The sequence below is a fragment of the Photobacterium sp. genome (assembly GCF_033720175.1).
In the GTDB taxonomy this organism is placed as follows: Bacteria; Pseudomonadota; Gammaproteobacteria; order Enterobacterales; family Vibrionaceae; genus Photobacterium.
The window spans coordinates 156,709-181,032 of sequence record NZ_JAWWDA010000005.1; the positions used below are offsets into that span (position 1 = coordinate 156,709).

General features: G+C 43.5%; 30 protein-coding genes. 14 read left to right on the forward strand and 16 right to left on the reverse strand.

Annotated features, from left to right (window positions below):
• Positions 1-100: 100 nt before the first annotated feature.
• The 3 genes from R3289_RS07650 to R3289_RS07660 form a co-directional block, all read right to left on the reverse strand.
• Positions 101-703: a hypothetical protein gene (locus tag R3289_RS07650; RefSeq protein WP_318924932.1), complete on the reverse strand. Its 603-nt coding sequence runs from the start codon at positions 701-703 to the stop codon at positions 101-103.
• Between the two features lie 264 nt (positions 704-967).
• The gene (locus R3289_RS07655) at positions 968-1,300 is read right to left on the reverse strand and encodes a carbon storage regulator (RefSeq protein ID WP_318924933.1); all 333 of its coding nucleotides are present in this window, start codon (positions 1,298-1,300) and stop codon (positions 968-970) included.
• Positions 1,301-1,344: 44 nt separating this feature from the next.
• Positions 1,345-1,989, reverse strand: coding sequence for a hypothetical protein (locus R3289_RS07660; RefSeq protein ID WP_318924934.1), 645 nt, complete (start codon positions 1,987-1,989; stop codon positions 1,345-1,347).
• A 386-nt stretch (positions 1,990-2,375) separates the two neighbouring features.
• Here R3289_RS07660 and R3289_RS07665 point away from each other — a divergent pair, with 386 nt between their 5' ends.
• From R3289_RS07665 to R3289_RS07675, 3 genes are all read left to right on the forward strand, one after another.
• Positions 2,376-3,419 (forward strand): transporter, encoded by a 1,044-nt coding sequence (locus tag R3289_RS07665; RefSeq protein ID WP_318924935.1) that lies wholly within the window; start codon positions 2,376-2,378, stop codon positions 3,417-3,419.
• Positions 3,420-3,612: 193 nt separating this feature from the next.
• Positions 3,613-4,005 carry a DUF2750 domain-containing protein gene (locus tag R3289_RS07670; RefSeq protein ID WP_318924936.1) on the forward strand — a complete coding sequence of 131 codons (393 nt, stop codon included), beginning with the start codon at positions 3,613-3,615 and terminating at the stop codon, positions 4,003-4,005.
• 220 nt (positions 4,006-4,225) lie between these two features.
• Positions 4,226-4,585, forward strand: coding sequence for a HopJ type III effector protein (locus R3289_RS07675; protein ID WP_318924937.1), 360 nt, complete (start codon positions 4,226-4,228; stop codon positions 4,583-4,585).
• A 46-nt stretch (positions 4,586-4,631) separates the two neighbouring features.
• Here R3289_RS07675 and R3289_RS07680 read toward each other — a convergent pair whose 3' ends face one another.
• Entirely contained in the window at positions 4,632-4,973 is a 342-nt protein-coding gene (locus tag R3289_RS07680; protein ID WP_318924938.1) for a hypothetical protein, read from the reverse strand.
• Positions 4,974-5,236: 263 nt separating this feature from the next.
• Between R3289_RS07680 and R3289_RS07685 the strand changes: the two genes are divergently transcribed.
• On the forward strand, positions 5,237-6,019 hold the full coding sequence (locus R3289_RS07685) for a phosphoribosylglycinamide formyltransferase (RefSeq protein WP_318924939.1): 783 nt from the start codon (positions 5,237-5,239) through the stop codon (positions 6,017-6,019).
• A 67-nt stretch (positions 6,020-6,086) separates the two neighbouring features.
• Here the strand turns inward: R3289_RS07685 and R3289_RS07690 are convergent, their stop codons facing one another.
• Together R3289_RS07690 and R3289_RS07695 are read right to left on the reverse strand one after the other, a co-directional pair.
• The gene (locus tag R3289_RS07690; protein WP_318924940.1) at positions 6,087-6,419 is read right to left on the reverse strand and encodes a hypothetical protein; all 333 of its coding nucleotides are present in this window, start codon (positions 6,417-6,419) and stop codon (positions 6,087-6,089) included.
• A gap of 67 nt (positions 6,420-6,486) precedes the next feature.
• On the reverse strand, positions 6,487-6,939 hold the full coding sequence (locus R3289_RS07695; RefSeq protein ID WP_318924941.1) for an isoprenylcysteine carboxylmethyltransferase family protein: 453 nt from the start codon (positions 6,937-6,939) through the stop codon (positions 6,487-6,489).
• Between the two features lie 249 nt (positions 6,940-7,188).
• Between R3289_RS07695 and R3289_RS07700 the strand changes: the two genes are divergently transcribed.
• Positions 7,189-7,695, forward strand: a complete 507-nt coding sequence (locus tag R3289_RS07700; RefSeq protein WP_318924942.1) for a M48 family metallopeptidase — start codon at positions 7,189-7,191, stop codon at positions 7,693-7,695.
• A gap of 167 nt (positions 7,696-7,862) precedes the next feature.
• A complete protein-coding gene (locus R3289_RS07705; RefSeq protein ID WP_318924943.1) occupies positions 7,863-8,285 on the forward strand; it encodes a DUF3010 family protein in 423 nt (140 codons plus the stop codon).
• 165 nt (positions 8,286-8,450) lie between these two features.
• Here R3289_RS07705 and R3289_RS07710 read toward each other — a convergent pair whose 3' ends face one another.
• From R3289_RS07710 to mrcB, 9 genes are all read right to left on the reverse strand, one after another.
• Entirely contained in the window at positions 8,451-9,101 is a 651-nt protein-coding gene (locus tag R3289_RS07710; protein ID WP_318924944.1) for a lysophospholipid acyltransferase family protein, read from the reverse strand.
• Between the two features lie 6 nt (positions 9,102-9,107).
• Positions 9,108-10,040, reverse strand: coding sequence for a phosphatidate cytidylyltransferase (locus tag R3289_RS07715; RefSeq protein ID WP_318924945.1), 933 nt, complete (start codon positions 10,038-10,040; stop codon positions 9,108-9,110).
• Positions 10,033-10,731, reverse strand: coding sequence for a CDP-alcohol phosphatidyltransferase family protein (locus R3289_RS07720; protein WP_318924946.1), 699 nt, complete (start codon positions 10,729-10,731; stop codon positions 10,033-10,035). Before R3289_RS07720 ends, R3289_RS07715 begins: the two co-directional genes overlap by 8 nt.
• Before the next feature lie 199 nt (positions 10,732-10,930).
• Positions 10,931-11,332, reverse strand: a complete 402-nt coding sequence (locus R3289_RS07725) for an IS66 family transposase (RefSeq protein ID WP_318925035.1) — start codon at positions 11,330-11,332, stop codon at positions 10,931-10,933.
• A gap of 78 nt (positions 11,333-11,410) precedes the next feature.
• Entirely contained in the window at positions 11,411-11,626 is a 216-nt protein-coding gene (locus tag R3289_RS07730; protein WP_318924947.1) for a DUF3820 family protein, read from the reverse strand.
• 84 nt (positions 11,627-11,710) lie between these two features.
• Positions 11,711-12,331 (reverse strand): fumarylacetoacetate hydrolase family protein, encoded by a 621-nt coding sequence (locus tag R3289_RS07735; protein WP_318924948.1) that lies wholly within the window; start codon positions 12,329-12,331, stop codon positions 11,711-11,713.
• Positions 12,332-12,395: 64 nt separating this feature from the next.
• Entirely contained in the window at positions 12,396-12,995 is a 600-nt protein-coding gene (locus tag R3289_RS07740) for a YceI family protein (RefSeq protein ID WP_318924949.1), read from the reverse strand.
• Between the two features lie 186 nt (positions 12,996-13,181).
• Complete coding sequence (locus R3289_RS07745) at positions 13,182-13,724, reverse strand: NUDIX hydrolase (protein WP_318924950.1); 543 nt, start codon at positions 13,722-13,724, stop codon at positions 13,182-13,184.
• A 156-nt stretch (positions 13,725-13,880) separates the two neighbouring features.
• Complete coding sequence (mrcB, locus tag R3289_RS07750; RefSeq protein WP_413466688.1) at positions 13,881-16,241, reverse strand: penicillin-binding protein 1B; 2,361 nt, start codon at positions 16,239-16,241, stop codon at positions 13,881-13,883.
• Between the two features lie 216 nt (positions 16,242-16,457).
• Between mrcB and R3289_RS07755 the strand changes: the two genes are divergently transcribed.
• The gene (locus R3289_RS07755; RefSeq protein ID WP_318924951.1) at positions 16,458-16,931 is read left to right on the forward strand and encodes an exoribonuclease R; all 474 of its coding nucleotides are present in this window, start codon (positions 16,458-16,460) and stop codon (positions 16,929-16,931) included.
• Positions 16,932-17,029: 98 nt separating this feature from the next.
• On the opposite strand, the gene R3289_RS07760 is transcribed toward R3289_RS07755, so the two are convergent.
• The gene (locus R3289_RS07760; RefSeq protein ID WP_318924952.1) at positions 17,030-18,742 is read right to left on the reverse strand and encodes a phospho-sugar mutase; all 1,713 of its coding nucleotides are present in this window, start codon (positions 18,740-18,742) and stop codon (positions 17,030-17,032) included.
• 421 nt (positions 18,743-19,163) lie between these two features.
• On the opposite strand from R3289_RS07760, the gene R3289_RS07765 reads away from it, so the two are divergent.
• The 7 genes from R3289_RS07765 to R3289_RS07795 all read left to right on the forward strand — a co-directional run bounded on the left by R3289_RS07765 (position 19,164) and on the right by R3289_RS07795 (position 24,282).
• On the forward strand, positions 19,164-19,322 hold the full coding sequence (locus R3289_RS07765) for a Flp family type IVb pilin (RefSeq protein ID WP_318924953.1): 159 nt from the start codon (positions 19,164-19,166) through the stop codon (positions 19,320-19,322).
• A gap of 235 nt (positions 19,323-19,557) precedes the next feature.
• Positions 19,558-19,746 carry a Flp family type IVb pilin gene (locus R3289_RS07770; protein WP_318924954.1) on the forward strand — a complete coding sequence of 63 codons (189 nt, stop codon included), beginning with the start codon at positions 19,558-19,560 and terminating at the stop codon, positions 19,744-19,746.
• 54 nt (positions 19,747-19,800) lie between these two features.
• Positions 19,801-20,307 carry an A24 family peptidase gene (locus tag R3289_RS07775; protein WP_318924955.1) on the forward strand — a complete coding sequence of 169 codons (507 nt, stop codon included), beginning with the start codon at positions 19,801-19,803 and terminating at the stop codon, positions 20,305-20,307.
• Positions 20,308-20,365: 58 nt separating this feature from the next.
• Entirely contained in the window at positions 20,366-21,727 is a 1,362-nt protein-coding gene (locus R3289_RS07780) for an AAA family ATPase (protein WP_318924956.1), read from the forward strand.
• A 34-nt stretch (positions 21,728-21,761) separates the two neighbouring features.
• A complete protein-coding gene (gene cpaB, locus R3289_RS07785; protein ID WP_318924957.1) occupies positions 21,762-22,544 on the forward strand; it encodes a Flp pilus assembly protein CpaB in 783 nt (260 codons plus the stop codon).
• Positions 22,545-22,562: 18 nt separating this feature from the next.
• On the forward strand, positions 22,563-24,023 hold the full coding sequence (locus R3289_RS07790; protein WP_318924958.1) for a type II and III secretion system protein family protein: 1,461 nt from the start codon (positions 22,563-22,565) through the stop codon (positions 24,021-24,023).
• Between the two features lie 13 nt (positions 24,024-24,036).
• Complete coding sequence (locus tag R3289_RS07795) at positions 24,037-24,282, forward strand: hypothetical protein (RefSeq protein ID WP_318924959.1); 246 nt, start codon at positions 24,037-24,039, stop codon at positions 24,280-24,282.
• Positions 24,283-24,324: the final 42 nt, after the last annotated feature.

The following is a 24,324-nucleotide window of genomic DNA, read 5'->3' on the forward strand; positions in this document are numbered from 1 at the left end:
ATTTCAACGCGTTTCACTCAACTTATTCAGACTGATAACTCGCACATTACAAGTCTGAATAAATTAAGACAAAGGGCCATAACAGCCCTTCTTATCATTTCTATTGGCCAACTAACGCTGCATTCGTACTTGCAGTCTGCTGAACAAGTGAGTTATTACCCACGTTCTGACCAGCAACATTAATACCAGATGCCCCGCCGAAGGCCCCACTCATTGTGTTGGTCTGATAAACATGCACACTATCGCTACTGCCATACTTACTATCGCAACATGCGCCACCATAAGTCACTTCACTGTCTGTCACTTCACCTTCAAGCTCTGATTCAGCAAGATATTTTTCAATCTCTACATCCATACTGTAGGTTTTCGACTTATTCCAAACGCTGTTGTCCTCGAGAAGGTCAGAGTTATAACTACCTTCTATCTCTACATCAACATATTCATTCCCAATATCGTTCATCAACATGGAATCGTCGGAACTTTTAAAACTGTCATCGATAACGGTTTCTTGATTATAACTACCCTCCTTATCAACATATTTATCCGTATTAAACATATCAGTAGCTGAATAATCAAGATTGCCTACATTGGTATTACTTTCTGTATCACCGCCAGAAGGATACATCCCGCCCCCACCATTGGCTAAAGCTAAAGGAGAAACCATTATAGCGGCTACTAAAAGTGCAGTATTTGTTTTACGCATGATAACACTCCAAATATTGTGTATATTTTTATAATCGCTTACATTTTTATAACTATGATTTGTAAACTATTTTTACTTACCATGTTCAATAGCTAGCTGTCAGATTATAAAATCAAACTGCATACCTATTACATGAATAAGCATTGAACTACGAAGTAAATGTGTTAGCCCCTGAAAAACTATCAACTCTAATTAATGAGAGCGACTTACTCAGAGTTTTTGCTGACATATTTTTCATATGCCAGCATTAGATAAACTAACAGGCTACTTCAATGTCAGGTTAACAACCGTTGCATTTTGTATTAACACATTATTACCTGTGTTTTGCACTACGTTAAATACCCCAGAGGAACCATTAAACGATCCTTCAGTGAGTATGTTATCACCAGTAGTATTATTGTATGCGCGGTTATTTGAAACCTCACCGTCCATGTCTGAATTCGCTTCCATAATGTCAAGATTCAGCTCGTATTGCCCAGCTCGAGAATGGTTCATTAAATCATCATTCAGCACTTCAGAACTTGTTAGTATATCCAACTCATCTGCTACTGCACCGCATGATAAGATAACAGCAACTATCAGTGTTAAATATTTCATAACATCCTCCTGAGAGTTGCTAGCCGCAACTCTCAGCTTTTATGTTACTGCCCAGAAAGAATTGCATTAGTACTTACACTTTGCTGAACCAAAGCATTATTACCGGCATTCTGACCTGCAATATTGATACCAGAGGCACTCGCAAAGGCGTTTGACATATCGTTTGACTGAGTAACTTTCAATTCACTTACCGAAGCTTGCCCATGGCCGTGATTTTTACCATAGCTATGGCCACCATATTTTCCATCACTACCGCCACCATAGGTCACTTGGCTGTGAGTCACTTCACCCTCAAGCTCAGATTCTGCAACAAATTCATTGTGCTCCATTGTAGATGTAGAGGTCTCGCTATAAGTATGCTCACTGTTGTCTGTAGCACTAAAAGAATTATAACTATCCTCTATCTCTTTCTCAATGTCGCTATTATTCATATCAGTCATGATGAGTGTGTCATCATCACTTTTGTAGCTGTCGGTAACTTCAAGGCTGTCATTAAAGCTATCAGTCGCCGAGTAGTCTAGCTTATGATTAGCAACGTCATCGATAACAATACTGGTATTGTCCACATTTTTGTTAGTTTCAGTTTCAGAGCCACCACCCCAGCCCCCTCCCCAATGCCCATCGCTAGCTAATGCGATTGGCGAACTAACAACAACTGCTACGAATAGTGCAATATTTGATTTACGCATGATTTAACTCCAACTATGTTGTACTGCTATTTTTATAATAACTCGCAGTTGTCCACGAGGTAATTTAATGATAGTTTTAGTCAAAATTTAAATTGTATTATTTTTAATAAATCAATTTTTATTTACATCTAAAAAATAACTTTTAATTCTATTTTTTTATATTGATTAACCTTTGATTAAATATAATATTTTTCCCCATGATGAAACCATTATTAATAATGAGACAGTTTCATTAAACTCTCAGTAATAAGACAATTATTTGAGACGAATAGTTAACAACCTGACTATTCTTCGGCTACTCTTTTTTTATTGGTCAAGTACCTGTTGCATACTGTCTGGACCGATTACGGGACGCATCTTTGAAAAATGCAAAAAGTGAGGGAATCGTGAGTATTTTAAAAAATAAAAGTCTGATTGCGCTTCTTACTATCTGTTCAGGTATTGCGGTGGCAGCAGAGTCACCAGCGACCCAAGAAACTGAAAAAACGAAGCGAGTACAAACTGTTGCTGATATCTTCGAGCAACCTGGCGTACTAACACCGAGAGGATCATTTGTTCTTGATACCTCCTTGTCTTACACCCAGAACTCCTCTAATAGTGTTTCAGTTGTTGGCTATACGGTTCTGCCTTCGCTTATTGTGGGTTTAATTGAAGCCAGTGACATTGATCGAACCACAATGACCTTTGGTCTTACTGGCCGTTATGGTATTACCAACCGTTTTGAAGTTGAAGCACGTATACCTTGGGTATACCGAACAGATTCAACATCAAAGCGACGGATCAACTCAGGCAGCAGTGAAAATCAGTTAATTGATGTTGATGGTAGTGGCTTGGGTGATATCGAAGCTGCTTTCAAATACCAATTTAATATGGATTCGTCACCCTACTGGGTGGGTAGCTTACGCTTCAAAAGTACCACGGGCGATTCACCATACGATGTACCGGTAAACAATGTTGGCGATTTCAAAGATCTGCCAACCGGATCCGGATTTCCCAGTATTGAACCTGGGATCACTATGATCATGCCTATCGATCCGGCTGTAATTTACATGAACCTGGGCTATATCTGGAATATCAAGGATGATGTCAGCGTTGACCTCGATATAGAAACGGAAGATGGTCCAGAAAACATTCGTGTCGATACCATAGATCTTGGTGATACCATCTCGTTTAGTGCCGGTATGGGGTTTGCCGTTAATCCGAAATTTTCATTCAGTATTGGTCTCAACCATAAGACAATCCTTAAATCAAAAGTAAACGGAGCAACATCATCAGACGCCAAGTTATTGCAGCTAGATTCCCTTTCTTTTGGTGCGAACTATGCGCTTAACAGAAATACTACAATTAATGTCGGCGCGTCTGCGGGTCTTACGGCTGATGCACCGGATTTCCAGTTGACAGTCAGGGTGCCATATACACTTAAGCCCTAATGCTTTCAGAGCCGAATCAACGGTTAGACATACGTCAAAATAAACCATGATAGAAACGACCACCAATGACAACAAAAAGCCCCTTGCTTCTACAGCTTTGGGGCTTTACTTTATGTCACACAGTAAAAGACTCAAGCCTCATTTTGTTCTATCCTATGGCTCTTAAGTAAAAGCTGTAGCAGGAACACAAATCATGTCCACCCCTTTAGAGCCAGCGATGATTGAAACTATTCAACGCTATGATGCCGAAAAACGTTTCAAGTACTTGGTTAAAGAAGTCGTCACCAACCGCCAAATATGGATCCTGATTGATGAGCACGGCTGCGTCATGCTGAACACTGATGACGAAGATTGTGTGCCAGTTTGGCCCAATAAAGAGTTTGCAGATGCATGGGCAACAGGTGAATGGGACTCGTGTAAAGCTGAAGCGGTTTCCCTCAATAAATGGCATAGTCGCTGGACCCATGGTCTTGAAGACGATGGTCTTGCCATCGTGATCTTTCCAAACCAGGATGAAGACGGCTTAGTGGTATACCCTGATGAACTTGACTATGAACTGAAGCAGCAAGCGAAAAAAGGGAAATAATACCGGTTAGCCAATTAGTTAGCAGAGAAGAGTCTACACAGATAATCCCTTGGGGATTGAATACCAGGCTATACTCGTGACCAACATTTTATGGCAATAAAAGGGCTCAATCTGGCCCTTTTTTATTTCTTTAGTGCAACGTTATGCTTATTTACTCACAATGCACTATTATTTTCTTTTAATCGTTAAAATAGACAATAGAAACGGGGGGCGTAATGCCATGGATGCGCTATTCAGTACTCTAAAGAACACACCAGAATCAGTTGGCTTTGATACGGTGATCAACACCATTAACGATCATTATGACTACCGGCCAACCGCCTTTAGCAATGGGTTAGGCAATGAGACACTCGCTAACCCTGCAGGAACGAATGAAGGATCATGCCGTATTTTTGCTTTTGCTAAACGCCATAAACTATCTGAAGCAGAAACCCTCGCTTGCTTTGGCAAATTTTATCGAATAGATGTACTGCAAAACCCTAGTAACGATGATCATCTGAACATCCGTAACTTCATGAAATACGGATGGCTGGGTATTCGCTTTGCGGGAGATGCTCTTTTAGAAAAAAAGCGGCGTTAACCGTATAATAAAGCCAATAGGGGCCGACAACCCCTTTCTATCGTTTTTACAACGTTTTTTTACAATGGCTACATTCTGTTGGTGGCTTCATGAAGAATGGTGAACGGCTTGCTTTTCCACATGAATCACAAAATTTAGTCGAACGTATCGTCAACCAAGTCAAAGGCAGCAGCAACGTAACCAGGCCAATCATCATAACTAGCGGTGGTTGCATATAGATGATAAATCCTGCAATGACCGTATTGCTGAATATCGTATAGCCCGGCCATAACTTACGTTTACGTTGAACATCTGAGCCACGCTGAAAAAGCATTACACTACCAGCAGAAATCCCCAGCCAGATCACCATTAATACAATCAATAGATCTTGTTGCAAAATCTTACTCACACTTCAATTAACTCAACGTCAATGATTATACCCCAGGCAATTGAGATTACCATTTGTTACACAATGCTCACTCAAAGAGAGCCAGAGAATGTTAGATTGAGAGCCTAATCACAACCTCAATAATCTAGTACCCGGTTTTATGTGTTCACCCATTGAAAATACCCCTGAAGGACAGATATCTTAATTCAAAGGACATATCGCTTGTCCGATTCGATACAGCCTCTTTAGTATGTATCGCTAAGAATGGTTAAAATGGAGCTTAAATGATTGTAAAATCAGCACTTCGCACCTGTTTCGTTCTTTTGTGTGTATTAAGTCGTAATCCTGCTGCCGCTGCCAGCTTACCCGCTGACACCGACTCTGATTACGAAATTATCTCTTCTAGCCAAAGTTCAAAGAAATCTTTTCAACGTTCTCTCAGTGGCCTTTATTCCATTCCGAGCTGGAGACAAAGTCAGATCACTCAGCCCCACGATGACTTTGATTCGCTATACCAACAAGCACATCAGGCACAGACTGAGCTTGAACAGTTAATACAGCAAATCTCACTCTCTACCGATACACAGAGCCAACTCCCGGGTATAAAATCACTCACCAGGGCCAAATACAAAATATCGACAGAATTGGATGGTGAGGTAAATCGCCTTACTGATTTAGCACGAGGCTCACTGATCGCCAGTGATATAGGCAGCCTAGTTCAGGCGTTTGAATTACTCAGTAAAAAAGTGACTATTGTTGAAGTAAGAAACCGTTTCAAGCAGCCAGCTACATCCGGTTATCGCGACTTAAAAATGCTGGTACGCCTTCCTCAGACTCAACACGTCGCTGAAATCCAGCTTCACTTGCAAGCTATTTCAGATATAAAAAATGGCGTTGAACATAAAATTTATGAACAGCTCCAAACGATTGAACGCACAGCGTCTTCTCAGAACAGGGAATTGAACGAGCTGGAAGTCTCTCAGATAAATTCGTTACGTAATATATCTATTAACTTGTATCAGTCAGTCTGGCAGCAATACCTGAGACCTGAAACCATGGCGAGTTAATATCCGTTCAAAGGGCTATAACGTGGTCAGGTAAATCTGACCACCGATTACAATTTTGCCTAAAGCTTTAACACCCACCACAACTACCGCAGCGCCAGTCTTCAGCATTCGCAGCCAGGTAAAAAAGTCTGAAATGTTCTTCATCAATAGGAATGTCGTGTTCGACGAACATATCGGCCAGCCAATCGACATTTGCAACAATCCAGTCATCGTCTTTATCCCCCTCCGCATACAGAAGATCGTCAGGATCCATAAAATTATAAATGCCGTAAGTTCCCATGTCTTTTTCCAGACGCTCTTGAGGTATGCTAAGGCGACTTCCCTTGTACGACATCTCCCAGTGCCCGAGGCATAAGGTGTTGCCAACTGAGGTCCAACGTGCAACAAAAGGGTTTTTCATAACGAATATTCAGGGTTAGTAAATCACTGTCGCACATAATACCCCCTGCATTGCTATGGTCAATCGCCTAACACCAGCGCCTCACCTGAGTACAATATTGTTGATATTCATCACCGAAGAGTTCAGATAGCACCTCTTCTTCCGGTTCTATCTGAAAGTTATTCATATAAAAGACAAATAATGGAATCATCACCAGACTAGAGATGGCACCAAAATAGATAAATGCAGCGACAAGTAATACCGCTAAAGACAGATACATCGGATTTCGTGAAAAACGATAAATCCCTGTTGTCACCAAACGCGTCGCTTTGTGGGGCCGGTGAGGATCTACGGTGGTGCGCGCTTTAGCAAACGAGATGATACTAGCCAAACCTAACATGGCCCCAATCAAGCACAGTAAAAGTACAATAACCTGCTGACCTGCAAACGAAAAAGACCATAAAGGCCAATACGTCGCAAGAAAATACATCCCACTCAATGTTATCAGCAGGACGAGTGGCGGTGGCAATTTCAGATACATTCCTGACTCCTTTTAACGTACTCCGGTAGAATATCAGAAGATCATCGATTTGAGATACTAATAGTAGGAGTCAGGTATTTCACTGGATATACAATCGATAGATAAAATAATGATTATTATCGACAGGAGCGATGATGCCATTGATAAAACACCCTAAATGACACGACATAGTATGATTATATTGCCACACCAGTGTAAGACTTATAGAATCAGTTCGCGCTTTTCTTTGTTAGTTTCGAGATTTTCATAATGCCAGAATTTAAATACCTCCAAGGCTATCCTGTACATTTAACCGAGCAGGTAAAAAAGCTGATCGATGATCAGAAATTGGCGTCGTTCTTGCTGAACAAATATCCCGACACACACAATGTCAAAACGGAAAAGGCGTTATATGATTTTGTTATTGATATAAAAAATAAATATCTAAAGAAGTCAGCCCCAATCAGTAAAGTGAATTACGATAATAAAATCAATGTCATTCATCACGCTTTGGGCCTGCATACTTTTGTCTCCCGGATTCAAGGCGGGAAGTTAAAAGCTAAGCATGAGATCCGTGTTGCCAGCGTCTTTAAAAATGCTCCTCTTCCCTTTTTGCGTATGATTGCAGTTCATGAACTTGCCCACTTGAGAGAAAAGGAACATAACAAAGCTTTTTATCAACTCTGCCGCCACATGGAACCTAACTATCACCAGCTTGAATTCGATATGCGGTTATACCTGACCCAACTTGACATGATTGGCTCAATTTATTCATAAACAGGCTTTTGGCCAAACGCCTTCAAGATACATGAGGCGTTTCACCTTGAAGTCGTTTGGACAGATCCAATTCATGCGTTTTTTGTTTTAAAAAATCGCATGAAGGTCTAACAAGCGGCGGTGTTTTAGCCTATAATAACTGGTTAATAAAATAATTAGGTGTTTACATGAAAGTTTGTGCAGTTGAGCTAAGAAGCAACGAGGCAATTATTTGCCTTCTGTCTCTACAAAATGGTCTGTTTGATATTCCTCAGTGCCGTACTCAGAAGTTCATCATGCAAGATTCTCTCGATAATCAACAAATGAGAGATTTCCAATTCGCATTCAAAAAACTGTTGGATGATTACAAGGTTGATCGCGTCGTGATCCGAACTCGCGAAACCCGCGGTAAATTTGCCGGCAGTGCAACTGGCTTCAAATTAGAAGCGGCGATCCAGCTGATAGAAGGCTTAGAAGTAGACTTCATCAGCAGCGCTGAAATAAAACAAAAACTGAAGCGTAATCCTTTGGCGATTGACTTCCGCAGTACTGGACTACGTCAGTTCCAGGAAGCGGCGTTTACGACCGGTTATGCTTACATGGGCAAGTAATACCAACCGGGATAAGTATCTGGTCAATAGTCATATACTTTTCCAGATTGGTATAAGCTGGCTTGAGTTAGCAAAAAGGGTAAAGCCAGCGCTTTACCCTTTTTCAATTTGAACTCGCAGAGCTCACTCTGAATCCTGCATCTTGAGGTCACTTGGGTATATGGCTTATTTCGACTCAACAGCCTGCACGATACATAGTTCGCTGAGTTTGTCGTATTCCACCTGCATGGTATCGACGAAATGTTCTGAACTGATGAAATCCACAATAGGCTCCCCTAATACAACATCGCAATTAAACGGGACGAACATGGCGGTCCCTTTAGGTAATGAGCGCCCGAGTCCGCGCATAACTAAAGGCACCACTGGACAACCGTTATAGTTCTTTACTAAATGATAAATTCCTTTCTTTAAACCGCTCATTACTTCTGGCTCACCTCGGCTTCCTTCTGGGAAGATGATCAGGATATCCCCCTGATTGAGTGCGTGATGGCATTCGTCAAAAATGGCAGCACGCTCACTTTTAGAGGGGGCGCGACGAATAGGGATAATGCCGATGACGTTGAGTGATAACCAAGACACAATGGGATTCGCCAAAAAGTAATCCGCAGCCGCAACAGGACGTACACGATGCACCAAACTAATTGGAAATAGCGCCAACAACACCAGCGTATCGAGGTGGCTATTATGGTTGGCAGCCACAATGACAGGCCCTTTGGTTGGCAAGTTTTGCCGCTCAATAATATTCAACCCTAAACCAATATAGACAAGTGGCTTTACAATCAGCAGTATAAATAACACTTTTAGTATTTTAGCCATAAATCCTCAGTAGTAGAGATAATAGATATAGTGGAAGAACAAAGGAGCAGTAAACATTAAGCTGTCAATACGATCCAATATCCCGCCATGGCCGGGAATAAACTGGCTGGTATCTTTTATCTGCAAATCGCGTTTTACAGAAGAGATAACCAAATCACCGATAAACCCACTAAACGCAATGATCATTCCTGCGAGCAGCCCCTGAAAAGAAGTTAAAGGTGTCAGATAAGGGGCTATAAAATAAGAAACACCAATCACAGTAAAACTGCCACCAACAAAGCCTTCCCAAGTTTTGTTCGGGCTGACTTTTGGCACAATTTTATGCTTGCCGAATGATTTACCCCATACGTACTGACAGACATCATTAAACTGGGTAAACACGAGGAGGAACAACAGCATCCCCATTGAACTTGCCTCTGGGTTTTGGCTTGGCAGCACCAGCAAGTAAGCCATGTGGCTGATACAGAATACCGTCAGCATGAGTGCCCAATGGATAACACCAACAGAACGGATAAATCCTTTGGTTTCTCCAATTAAAACGGCCACCATCGGTAAATAGAGGAACATGTAAACTGGAATGAAGATAATGAACATTCCGTACCAGCCAATCGACAGCCAGTAATACTGAAAAGGAATAGAAAGGTAAGCCCAGAAGATCACTCGTCGATCAGCCATGCGTGTCGGAACAATTGAAAGAAATTCTTTCAGAGCCATAAAACTGAGGAAACCGACAAAGAAAAGCGTGTATTGTAGTGGCAGATAAAGCACAACAAAGACAATACCGATCATCCACCACCACGAGCGAATACGCAGTTTTAACTCGAGATAATCTCGGTCACGATGTTTTCGAGATAGCCATAAGTAAACTAAAGTAGCAACAATAAGAACGGCGATAATTGCCGCCATCATCTGTAGTGAGTGTGGGGGGATCTTATTCATTTCCGTCCCTTACCTCATTGCCGAGTTCTTGCGTATTTTTGAACTGATAGATTGAAGCTAATCGACACCAAGTAGTGAAAATACTGCCAACCAACATGATCAATAAAGCCATATCCATACTGTAATCAAAAACCGCAGGTAATAACTCAAAACTTCGATGGATAAAAAGAAAAACAAAAGTAAATGTCAGCAATGCCATTCGGTGCTGCTTGGCCATTGGGCCTCGGAAGTCAGCAGGACACCCCATACTCACACCTAATACTCTCACATACGCAGTTAAGACAGCAATCAGCGCACAGCTCCATGCTAAAGACATTCCAAATACTGACTGTGTAGCAAAACCTCCTGCTACAATGAATAAAGGATCTGCAATGCGATCAGGCACATCATTAAACAGTTCACCTGCGGGTGTTTTCTTACCACCTTCGACGGCCACCATGCCATCAAACAAGTTACACAGCAGACGCATTTGAATGCACAGTGCAGCAATCAGAAGAAAAACGTTAAAGTAAAAAAAGTGGTAACTGAGCATTGCTCCAATGCCCATAAGAGCAAACGCCATACTCATCAGAGAAATTTGATTAGGAGTGATGTTCTTCTGACTTAACCAAATTGCGATACATCTGGTTATAATAACATCACGAACGGCAAGTGGTCGGCGATTCGCTTCACCTAACGGGTCATTATCCATATAGCCTCACTGACAAGATCATTAATGCAAACAGTTGAATATAGTCGCTGGCAATTATAACCAACATTTTTTTCAGTACGAAATAAAAAGGATGAAGATCAGATATATTGATCCAACTTTTTCAAAACAGAGAAGAGCAATAGAGACTTGTACGCTTTATGATCGGTTGAAAAGTAAGCGAGTGTTCCCATCCACCTCGCTATTGAACGGTCGTATTGCTATAAGGCAAGAGATCACTGACATCACAACCTTGTTCTCGCTGTGGTAGTTCTGTCAGTACATGACGCAGATAAGTATACGGTTTCCCCTCATTGGCACGGCAGGTGAGCATGATACTTAACAAGGTCGCACTCGCATCAGCACCACTTTGTGTATCGGCGAACAGCCATGCCTCCAGCCCGGTCGCAACAGGACGGATTTCCCGTTCGACACGGTTGTTATCTATCGGATAGTCGCCATCCTCAACGTACCTTTCCAAGTAGACCCACTGTTTGAGCGCATAACTGACCGCTTTCCCCATTGGGCTTTGAGGTAGCAGTTTTGCGGCAGCTTTATCCAACCAGTCGCGGAAGGATTCGAGTATCGGAATATGGGGAGAAATGGGCGCTTACGTTACAAAAACCGCCAGATAACAGAAAGCCCGCAGCGATAAACTGCGGGCTCTTATTTAAACTAATAATCACACACGTTTTAATGGCCTGATAATACTTTCCAAGCCTTCGATTTTGAACTCTAATGCCAACGCCATCAGCGTTCCCAGCTCTCCATCTGGAAAACCCTGTTTTCGAAACCACAGCAAATACTCTTCTGGCAAATCGATTAATACCCGACCACTGTATTTACCAAACGGCATTTTTACATTCGCAAGCTTTACCAAATGTTCTTTTTCAAACATCGCTTAAGCAATCCTTATAACCTAGCACCGGACTTATAAAATCAGTGTAACACGCTCTTCGATTTCAACAATCATGGCAGCAGGTTAACTCTCTTGAGCTAACCATGACTGGCGAACCAGAAGCTGATCATTTTGCACTAACGCACCAGTATAGACATCGCCCGCTTTCACTCTGCCCACACCTTTTGGTGTGCCTGTCATGACAATATCGCCATCTTCTAACTGTATAAAGGTCTGTATCTCGGCGAGGATCTCATCCGGTTGATACAGCATTAAGGTCGTGTCACCCTGCTGTACCAATCTGTCGTTAATATACAGAGTCAATCCCAATGGCTGCGCATTTTCTGGCAGCAGCACAAACTCACTAAATACCGCAGAACCATTAAAAGCCTTGCTGCGCTCCCAAGGTAAAGATTTCGCCTTTAAGGCACTCTGCACAGCACGCTTAGTCAAATCGAAACCAAAACCGGCAGCCACAAATTTACCGCCTTGATAAAGATAAGCAATTTCGCCTTCATAGTGCAATTTATCATTGCCATGAAAAGCGGTAAGACTTGCTGTAATCGCAGAGTTCGGTTTAATGAATAACACCATGTGTTCAGGTATCTCGTTACCTAACTCATGAATATGTTCGACATAGTTACGGCCTACACAGACGATTTTACTGGGTGATAATAAACGGTCATTAAAGCGCACATGGTTCATATTTATTCCTTTAAATACACGTTAAACAGCACATGAGACTAATTCACGGATCAGGGTGGTGTTGTCATTCTTTCTTTGTGTTCTGCACAAACGTGAGACGAACATTAACGGGAACACTCGTCGCGATAGAGTTTAAATTCGCGATATTCTGAAGCGCCTCCACCCCTTTATCCAACGCGAAGTTCTTGCTGTCAATCACGACAGGCTTGATGGTGTTAACCAAAATCCCGCCATTCTCTAATCCCACCACTTGCAAATTGGCGACTAAAAGCTGCTTCTTGCCATGAAGGTCCAGATCGACTTCAGCTTCGAGAGACATAGTTTGACCCGGTTTTAGAGCCACCAACGCCGCTTTATCAACTTGCGCCATCAGTGTGGCGACTGGAAACAACTCTGTTTCAAATAGCATCTTGTTCATGCGTTCATCCCGAACAGGGATCAGTGTATCAACGCTGGTAAGATCAATCGAAACAATTACATCACCACGCTCAGAGACCGATCCGCTTAACTCTCTGAATTGATGAATTTCTGTCACCGCCGCATTTTTTACCGATAAGAAATTGACATTCGACTGCGCATTATCCAACATCCAGTCAGCAAACACTGTGGCGGGTAGCCCTGCTAATAAAGCACAGCCAGTGATCAATACATGGTGTAGTCTCATCAAGAATGTTCCTATTTTTGGGTTTCTGATTCAATCAATATAGGTGAATTACTTGTTATTTTTTTATTATTATTGAGCCACCATAGGAATTAGATAATGATTAATAACGAAACAAAAGCGACAGCGATAAAAAAACCTGCTTTCGCAGGTTTTTTTAATCATCACTATTATCAACAAACGTTTTTATTAACTCGCTTGTTTTAACGCGAGCGACGGCAGAAGTTCTTCTGCAATCAATTTAAGCAAAAATGTTTCACGCTCAATCGACATACCTTTCTTTTCACTGTTCGCCATAGTGTCTTCATTATGTGCAATCGCATCATAGATATTCATCCAGACAGGCTTCATGCCGTTTTTGATTTCGTAATCTTCAAGCCGCGTTTCACCTAACTCAGCATCGACCGTACACACAAAACAGTAAGACTCCATATGAACGATATCGTGCTCGGGCTTATACCAGGGACGATATTCTTCATATAAACCAAATTCTTTAATGTCTCGTATATTTTGCGCCCCCGTTTCTTCCTGAAGTTCACGGATCAGACCCGCTTCAGCATCTTCACCATCATCTATCCCACCACCGGGCAGGGTATAGTCATGGTAGCGTGCGGTGTATAGCATCAAAATGTCTTCACCATTCAAGATAATGCCACGGGCAGCCTTACGGTGGAAAATACGAGCATCCAGGTTTTCGATATCAGGATGCACTGAAGAGTTTAATAATCGCATGGCTCAGTTCGTCTACGTCAGTTTAGGAGCATGAAAGGTCGGCTATTCTAACGTAAGTTGGCCTGTTTTCATAAATCCTCTTTTTGGAGCCTGTTTATCTTTCAACCGTTTTGCAATGTGGGGAGATAAACAGGCCTAACCATTACAGATTAAAAATCACCAATCGAGTAACCGCTGGAAGAAGCGTTCGACATTATTTACACAGCTGGGTTTTAAGCGGCCGCTGGGATCCCAGGCGGGCAATGTAGTTTGACCGAGGCAACTTTGAGAGAAACTGCCACTCTGAGATTGTCGATAAGAAAAATCAGTGACCTTTGCGGGCCGGCGCAGTACTAACGCTTCAGGATCACGACGCTGAATATAATCAGCATATAAACGCAATGCGCCAGAAGACCCGGTTAAGTTGACACTTTTATTATCATCCCGGCCCATCCAGACCGTCACGACCTCACGACCATCCACACCGACATACCAACTATCTCGGCCATTATCCGACGTGCCCGTTTTTCCAGCCAAATGCGACGATGCGAACTGGGTATTCAGGTAACGTCCGGTGCCTAAACTCACCACTTTTTGCATACCGTACATGGTCAGCCAGGCAGCTTGTTCAGATACGGCAGGTGAAGATTTCGGCCAGTTCTGATAAAGCACATTACCTTCACTATCGGTAACTGCCGTTAATGCGGTCAGGTTGGCTTTATGGCCGCCACTGGCAATGGTCTGGTACATCTGAGTCACTTCCAGCGGCGTTAAGGTAAACGCGCCCAGTAACATTGATGGCAGCTTAGGGACTTCTTTACGATCGACTCCGAGCTTTTCCATCGTGTCGATAACATTGTCTATACCAACCGCCATGCCTAAGTTGACCGTCGGAATATTGTACGACTTCGCCAGTGCCATAAACAACGGCACTTCACCGTGATATTGCCGGTCATAATTGCGCGGTGACCAGTCCTCTCCTTTCGCCCCCTTCAAGGTCAGCGGACGGTCTTGGAGCGTGGTCGCCAGTGAAAAACGCTCAGGCTGCTCAAGTGCGGCAAGATAGATCGCGGGCTTAACAATAGAGCCTATTGGTCGTTTTGCATCAATCGCCCGGTTGAAACCGGCATAACCGGGACGACTTCCCCCGACCATCGCTCGAATTTCACCAGATCGTCTATCTGCAATCACCATTGCCGTTTCCAGCTCTTTTCCGGCCTGTTTTTCAAGCTTAGGAATTGCATTTCGTACCGCTTGCTCTGCTTTTTCTTGCGAAAGCGGATCTAACGACGTGAATAAACGCAGCCCTTTTCCTGGCTGGTAGTTATCGCCGACATTTTCTTCAAGTTCGTGCTTAAGCTGTTCAAAATAGGCGGGCTGTCGATTTGCCAACCGACCTTTATCTTGCACCCCAATGGAGCGCTTAATGGCGATGTCATACTCGTCTTGTTCTAACTGACCATTATCAAACATCATTTTCAGCACTAAATCACGGCGCTGTTTTGCACGTTCAGGGTAACGCCACGGATTATAATACGACGGCCCTTTTACCAACCCGACCAACAAGGCCTGCTGATCGATACGTAACTCAGAAAGCGGACGCCCAAAATAGAACCGCGCCCCCAATGCAAAACCATGGACCGCATCAGCACCACTTTGTGCCAGATACACCTGGTTAAGATAGGCATCGAGGATCTGATCTTTGTCATAGCGATAATCAATGATCAGCGCCATATACGCTTCGCGGAATTTACGCCATAAACTGCGCTCGCTGCTCAAAAACAGGTTCTTTGCCAGCTGCTGAGTCAGGGTACTTCCCCCCTGAACCGTGCGGCCTGCTTTCAAGTTCGCCAAAAATGCACGGCCAATGGCAACCGGAGAGACGCCATCATGCTGATAAAAATTTCGATCTTCCGTTGCGATCAATGCATCAATCAAAGGCTCCGGCATTTCATCTTTCGGCAAGTAAATACGTTGCTCTTCAGCTCGGGCTTCCAACATGCCTAACATTTTCGGTTCAATACGCAAAAAGCCTAATTCTCGCTGCGTCTTTGCCTCATAAATACGTTTCACCGCCGAGTAATCAAACTCCACAACCACATGACGCTGATCTTCGCTGCCTTCTTTAAACTCAAACGGACGGCGGATAAACTCAACGTTCAGTCGTCCGGTTGAATATTCGCCACTTCGACGCGGCGCATTAACCTTCTGGTACTTCAGCACCTCCAGCTCATTCACCAAATCTTCATATCGGATTGGCGTACCGGGCTGAAGAGTCAGTTCGCGGGCATACACGATGGATGGCAGTTGCCACAACTGCCCTTCAAACTTCTCCGTCACTGTCTGGTTAAGTGAAAACCCCATCCATACCATACTGATTGAGGTAAACATAACGGCGCCAATACCGCCCAATTTCAGCCACTTTCGTTTACTTGGTGGCTGGCGTGCTGCGCCTTGCTTTAATACCGGATCAGGCTTTAATTCTGACTCCGGCTTGTGATCGGATTCAGGCTGTTTTTGCTTGTCTGATGTCGTCATAGGGATCTGTACTAACTCCACTCAGAGCATTCTGAGTGTTAATAAATGGTTCACACCACCCAATAAGGTTGATCAGGCTGTGAGATCTGTTTTGGGCAGGATAGAGAAACAGCCATCACAGCGTGTCATGCCTCTGTCAAAGTCTGAGCAATAGTTGCGACCGAGAGAAAAATCCCTCAAAATACGCGCCCGTTGATCCAACTGCTGAGAATAACTATGGAACGCGATTATAAATTTGACTGCCTGGTGACCATGCCACGCCATGAACTGGAAGAGTTCAGTCTCCGAGTTATCAGCCGTATGGTGCCGGAAGATGTGATGCAAGAGCTATTCACCTTCGATCAGGAAGAGATCGATAGCGACGACCGGATGAAGTCAGCGCAGTTCGATGCCATGTTACGCATGACGGCCATTGCATTAGGTGAAGTCAAAGGTGCCTTTTCAGAATCAGAGAATGCAAAGCAAAATGCTGATCGCATGATCCGACTGATCCTATGGCATTTCTATGCCCTGTCTTTCAATCTGGAAGAAGCCGTTTCACTGGAAGAACACTGTGAGCAGGTTGAGTCACTGCTTGATACCGCCCCGGATAATGCTTTTGGCTGGGTCAAAATACTGACCGAGTTACTGCACAACTATGCTGAAATTCACGATCAGAATATTAATAAAAAGAATAAGCTGAACGCATAAAACAGATATACCCTCGCGACTAAAATAACAAAGAAGCCGCTTAATGCGGCTTCACTGTTACTGTAAGTCTCTAATTAAAACAGCAATAAGAAGAGTCGTTACCCTCTTGAAATTGAAGCCTGATGCTGTGTAATAAGATCGTTCATTGAAATATTCGCTCTCTGTTCCGCAAAATCAAATGTATCTTCACGCCTCATCGGTTCAATCACCTCATAGTAACATTTGAGTTTTGGTTCAGTGCCAGAAGGGCGAACAATCACACGGGAACCATCCTCTAAACGGTAGATCAACACATCACTGGCAGGTAAATCAATGGCTTCAGTTTTACCATCAGCATAGATTTTAAGTGATGACTTTAAGTCATCTGTAACCACTACGCGCCGACCTGCAATATCAACCGGTGGATTAATACGTAATGTTTCACCGATTGCCGGCGCACTGGGATCCAGCGCGATACTCTTTTGCGCATTCAGGTATAAGCCGTGTTCTCGGTAAATAGCTTCCAGCTGATCCCACACCGTTTTTCCATTTGCGGCGAGCTCTGCCGTTAGCTGGGCAAACGCGACCAATGCCGATAAACCATCTTTATCCCACACTTCGCTGCCAACGGTATAGCCGAGTGCTTCTTCGTAAGCAAACAGGAATCGACTCTCTTCGGTCTGGCGCTGCATTGCGATATTTGTCAGCCATTTAAACCCTGTCAACGTCTGAAAATAATTGGCCCCGGCAGATTTGGCTATTTGTTCTAATAAACTGGAAGAAACAATTGTTGATCCGACCAGGTTCTGACCGGCTTCGGCGTGATTAAGCAAGTAATATCCCAGCAAAACACCAACCTGATCGCCTGTCAGCATCTGATATTCGCCATCTTCTTTACGCACCGCGACAGCAAAGCGATCAGCATCAGGATCGTTTGCACAAGCCAGTGTCGCATTATGCTGTTTGGCTTCTGCAATCACCATGTCCATCGCCCCCGCCTCTTCCGGATTCGGGAAGTTGACAGTAGGAAAAGTACCATCCGGTTCACGCTGAGCGGCGACACTATATACCTGATTAAAACCGGCATCTTTCAGCAAGCTTTCTGCCATCTCCGCCCCAACCCCATGCATAGCGGTGTACGCCAGGCTGATCCCATCAGGCTGGGTATGATTTGAAAGCAGTACATTCGTATTCATGGTGTGGCGGTAGGCCTGATAAAAATCATCATCAAGCCACACTAACAGGCCTTGCTGCTGAGCCTGTTCCAGATCCATCAGGTGAAGGTTTTGCTTCGCCGCTTTATCGATTTCAGCCGCAATACCTGAATCATGTGGCGGAATAATTTGCGCGCCATTGCCCCAGTACACCTTAAAACCATTATAAGCAGGCGGATTATGGCTCGCAGTTACCACTACACCTGCCGCCGTATCTATATGAGTCACGCCATAAGCCACTAGCGGTGTCGGGGATACCTTAACCGTCAGGTACACTTTGATCCCCTGCCCTGTCAGAGCCGCAGCCGTATCATGGGCAAACTGTTTTGAGTCCGGCCGTCCGTCATACCCGATCACAACCCCCCGAAATGCGGCATCTTTTTCAGTCGCGAGCAAATACTGGCCGAGGCCCGTTGCCGTCTCTTGAATCACCAGTCGGTTCATCCGGTTCGGGCCTGCCCCCACCAGACCACGCAATCCTGCCGTCCCAAATTCCAAACGGCTAGCAAACCGGGCAGATAATTCCTCTTCCTTATTCGAATCAATGAGCTGCTGTAGTTCTTCACGTGTTTTAGGGTCAGGGTCTCGCGCTAACCAACGAGTAATTTCTGTCTTCATTATTAAAGTTCCTACAATGTTGTTTTCTCTCAATCCGCAGCAATAGCATTCAAACGCACTCGTGCGCTTGAGCTGTTCTTTCTGATGAAGCCCAATGGTGACGCTTTCACCAGATAAATGATTGGTATCATTGAAAACCAAAGCAATAAATCAAGTATAGAAGCTAAAGCAAAACACTCTGCACAAAGAGGGATAACACCACGTCATAGCGATTTATTTATCATAAATAACATTAATCAACCACAGAAAACAAAAAAAATAACCGATGTAATACATACGCTTAAAATAAAATGGCATTCCTGAATACGCATAAAAACAAATAAATACCACTATTTTATACCTTATACTAATCTTCAAATAACAACATTCTTCAATTGAATGTAAAAACAGCACGTGAATACCAAGCATGGTTAAGTTAAAGATGAATTTAACTGATTTTTGTACTGATGAAGAAGGCTTAACCACAGTGGAATACGCGATTGCAGGTTCATCAGTGACTTTTAGTCTCTTATTAGCCTTTACCTCGTTAGGTGCGGTCGTAAAAAACAGCATTGTCAGGCTTGCTAACCTGATTCCTTAACATGTCATTTAATACCACCGCCCGTCATTATTTTGACGCAAGAAAATACACATAAAATACGAATTTAAACAATAACTTGTAAAAAAAATAAAAATTTAAAACAAAAAATAGCTAGTACTTTTCTGATATTCAACTAGTTTTAAATTAGCAACACAGTAGCAACATACCACTTTAATTCGTTTTAAAGTGGTACACATAACGGACGACCTTGATATCCAAATCGGGAGTGACAAAGATGAATAACTTAAAGCAGTATTTAATTGAATTTTGCCGTGATGAAGAAGGCTTAACAACGGTGGAATATGCCATTGCCGGTGCATTAGTGGCCGTGGGTGTCGTTACCGCATTCAGCTTGTTAGGCGACGCAGTTGAAAACACCATTAATGATCTTACAGATGCAGCTAGTGGGACGGTGACTCCCTAATGGGAATGAAACAGTAAGGATGTATGAAACCTTGCCAGCTCAAAAAGGATTGATATGAGCCTAATGATCATAAGCATCATGATTTATGCAGCACTCTACGATCTCAGAGACTGCAAAATCCCCAATAAAGCGGTTATTGCAATAATTACGGTTGGATTAGTGCAATCAGCAATGACGACCATTGGGTTAGGCTCGATTCAATCCATTTCATTACCAGATGCCCTATTGGGACTGTTCGTAGGGCTTCTGATTTCTATCCTGCTTCATATAGTGGGCTTATTTGGTGCGGGGGATGCGAAACTACTGGCGGCATTAGGCGCCATTGTCGGGTATCCGAACATTATTTTGCTTATTGCCATGGCGGTCTTAACCGCTGGGAGTCTCGCTGTTTTACGACTGGCCTGTTACGGCGAACTTCTTAATATGCTCAAACGGTGGCGAGATGTTCTCATCTATCGCATCTACCAGCCGTCGCAACCAAACTCTGTGGCAGCCGGTGCAGTTCCGATGGGAGGAGCCATACTGCTAGCGACGATTTACTGTGAGTTTTATTTGTTTTAACGGATTATTTTACTATTTGTTATAGCAGAACTTTTTAATACCAATTAGAGGGGTTAGCATGATCAATTCAGCATCGTCAGTATTGCTCAATTCTGAAAAGTGCGCCCCTGATGCGCTAAGTGAGTTAGTACCAAAGCCGCGTACGCTTGAACAAACCGGTATTCCCGCTCGAATACTGGAAACGCTGCTGCTGAAACATTTATCGCAGGCTACGGATTTAGATGTACCGTCCTTATCTCAATCACTTGCCTTATCGGGTAACCTTGTTGATCTACTTCTGCAGAAACTGAAAGCAGAAGCACTGGTTGAAGTCCGATCCGATGGCAGATTTGACCGCGGAATGCGCTATGGTTTAACTCAAAAAGGCAGGCAATTTGCGCAACAAGAACTCCAGCGCGATGGCTATCTTGGCCCGGTACCGATTCCGCTTGAACTATACAAACAATTAGTCGTACGCCAGTCGTCAAAACGTGAAGCGGTCACCCCCGATTCACTGACAGCAGGGCTTAATGATCTGATTTTAAACGACAAGCTTGTTGCTCAACTTGGGCCGGCGTTAAATTCTGGACGAGCGATTTTTATTTACGGTCTTCCGGGAACAGGTAAGACGTATGTTTCTCGCCGCCTGGTCAGACTATTTAAATCGAATGTACTCATTCCTTATGCTGTTTGTATTGGCCACCAGGTACTGCAAGTATTTGACCCAATTATTCATGAAATGGTCAAGCCACCTGTTAATCAAAGCATAAAAAAAGAAGGCTTGAACACCAAAAGCTTGCGTCTCGATGACGGCCATGACGACAGATTAGTGCTTTGTAAAAGACCCGAAGTCGTTGTGGGTGGTGAACTCACAGCAGAAATGCTCGAAGTATCGATGGATCCCACCTACAAAATTAATCGAGCCCCTCTGCAAATGAAAGCCAATAACGGCATTTTGTTAATTGATGACTTAGGCCGCCAGAAAATATCTATCGATGCGATTCTAAACCGTTGGATTGTACCTCTGGAGGAGCGAATCGATTACCTTTCAATGGCATCAGGTGAACACTTCGATATTCCTTTTGAGCAGGTACTTGTTTTTTCATCAAACATTCATCCAAGCCGACTCGCTGACGACGCATTCTTGCGGCGTATTGGCTATAAAATTCAATTTGAGCCTATTTCACAGGCTGATTACTATTTCCTATGGCAGCAAGAGTGTAATAAACACGGTATTGCACTAGCTAAAGATAGTCTTATGCTCGTGGTCAATAAGTTACATATCGAACACAGTGTACCTTTCTTGCCATGTTATCCACGAGACTTGGTATTGATGTGCAGTAATCAAATCGATTTTTTCCAACTATCACCTCAAATAGACCAACAACTGATTGAAGGTGTCTGGAACAGTTATTTCGTCGACCAAGTCGACTCAGAATAACCATGAATGACCACAAGTAAAGCAGGAGAAACTCATGGCTAAAGGAAAAGTAATATTAATGTTATTTGTTTCCATTTTAATGGGAACCGGTGCATTACTGCTGGCCAATAACTGGCTACAACAAAAACAAGCCAATTTATCTGAGGAAAAACAAGCGGAGTATACACAACCAGTTCAGCCGACAATTAAGGAAGAACCCAAAGTTGCCCGAGTAATTGCTCAGATGGGCATACCTCTTGGCACTAAAATTGAGGCGAAACATTTACAAGTCGAACACTACCCTGCAGACCTTATGTCGACCAGCGGATACGAACAGATTGAACAAGTTATTGGTAAACTGGCCCGAAATGAAATGTTTCAAGGGGATATCATCCGTAAAGAGCGTTTAGTTGCCCCCGGAGAAGGAACAACCTTAGCAGCATTAATCGCACCGAAGATGCGTGCCGTTACTATTCGGGTTAACGACGTAATTGGGGTCGCTGGTTTCCTTTTACCTGGCGATTTCGTAGACGTTATTTATGCCCAAGAAAAAGTAAACAGAGCATCGACCGTTCTCAAAAAAATCAAAATACTGGCCGTAGATCAAACCGCACGCACCGATGAATCCAAACCGATTATCGTCCGGGCCGTTACACTGGAAGTCACGCCAAAACAAGTTGAAACCCTGATTACAGCAAAGTCAAAAGGGGAACTACAACTCGCTTTACGGAATCCGAATGACCCGGAAGAAAAACCTCAGCGAGTTTATCGCCGAACAACAGATGCCGTCACCGTAATAAAGGGAACTAAAACAAGTCGTGTCAATGTACGCATCTAAATACAGGGAGTTGATAACATGGATAATCCACTTATAAACAAGTTTGATTTCGGCCGGCTGATATCAATTCTTGTCCTATTGTTAGGGCTTGGCATTAGTTTCAATACGTTTGCGGCAAGAACGGAAAGTATTACCGTGCCACAAAATAAATCTCGTCTTGTCGAAATTCCTGGGCAAGCCAAGAAAATATCTGTCGGAAACCCAGAGGTCGCAGACATATTAATTCTGCGTTCCAACAAAATTTATGTATTAGGAAAAACACTGGGTACAACCAACGTGATTATCTGGGATTCGAAAGGGCGCCTTATTAGCGTGTTAGACGTCGAAGTCACCCATGACCTGAATGCTTTAAAAACGAAACTTTATGAGTTTATGCCGAGTGAGAAAGTCTCTGTATTTACCAGTCAAAACAAGTTGGTTCTCAGTGGTGAGGTAACAAGTGCCGCCAAAGTTGATACTGCTGTCGAGATTGCCCGTACTTTTTCAGGCGATAACGCAGGCATTATTAACCTGATGACCGTCGGCGGCTCACATCAAATAATGTTGGAAGTGACGGTTGCAGAAGTTCAGCGCTCCTTGGTACGCGAATTTGATTCAAATTTCGTCTTCGCTCGCAATAATAGTAACTGGACCTGGGGTGGAGTAAATGGCGGGGCAACTCTGCCTGTTGGTGGTGATACGAGTGTCGATGCAATTACGGGATTGCTGAATATTGAAGACAGCGGTCTGTTTGCCAGCTTTATGACCGGAAATACCATATTTGCCACCGCGCTTAATATTGCCAAGACCAATGGCCTGGCGAAGGTGCTGGCGGAGCCGACATTAACCGCACTCAGCGGTGAGCAAGCCGAGTTCTTATCAGGTGGTGAGTTCCCGGTACCGGTACCGGATGATGATGGTATCACCATTGAATATAAAGAGTTTGGTGTCGGTTTGAAATTCCTCCCGACAGTGATGTCTGCAGACAGCATTAACCTGGCGCTTAATATCGAAGTGAGCGAAATCTCAACGCAAAATGCACTTACTCTTACTCCCAGTGGAACAGGAACGCAATTTTTTGTTCCCGCACTAACCAAGCGAAGTGCCAAGACAACCGTTGAATTAGGCAATGGTCAGACAATCGGCATTGCAGGTTTACTGAGTGAAAATATTACCGATGTCGTCGAAAAACTACCCGGCCTTGGCGATCTGCCAGTGATTGGTCAACTGTTCCGTAGCCAGTCGTTTCGTAAAGGGGAAACCGAACTTGTTATTCTTGTCACCCCTCGATTAGCCAAGCCTGTCAGACAGCAAGATATCAGCTTACCAACAGACAGCTTTGTTGAGCCCAATGACTGGGAATACTACCTGCTAGGTCGCATGAGTGAACTGAAGCATAAAGATGTTTCAGCGGACAATCTCTCTCAGGACTCAGCTACCTCTACATACAACATTTCACCAGATGCCGGCTCTGAAGGCCAATTTGGTCATAGCTTATAGAGGGACTTTGAAAATGGATAAAACAATAATGCTCTTAGTTGTCAGCTCTTTGACTGTCACTGCCTGTGCTAACGACATGAAATTAGGAGATAGCCAAAATCAGCTAATTCGAATGCAAACGGTCGATCCGTTGGCTGAAAACAGAGTCCCTGAAAATTCGCCCCCTTTCAGTGGCGAAAAAGCAAGTAAGGCTATTCGCTCTAATCATAAGGGAGAAGAAGCCGAGAAAGTGAAAACAAAAGAGCTTCTTCCTGATTAACTATAACAATCAGCAGTAACTCAAAGTTTAGAGTTTAGAGGT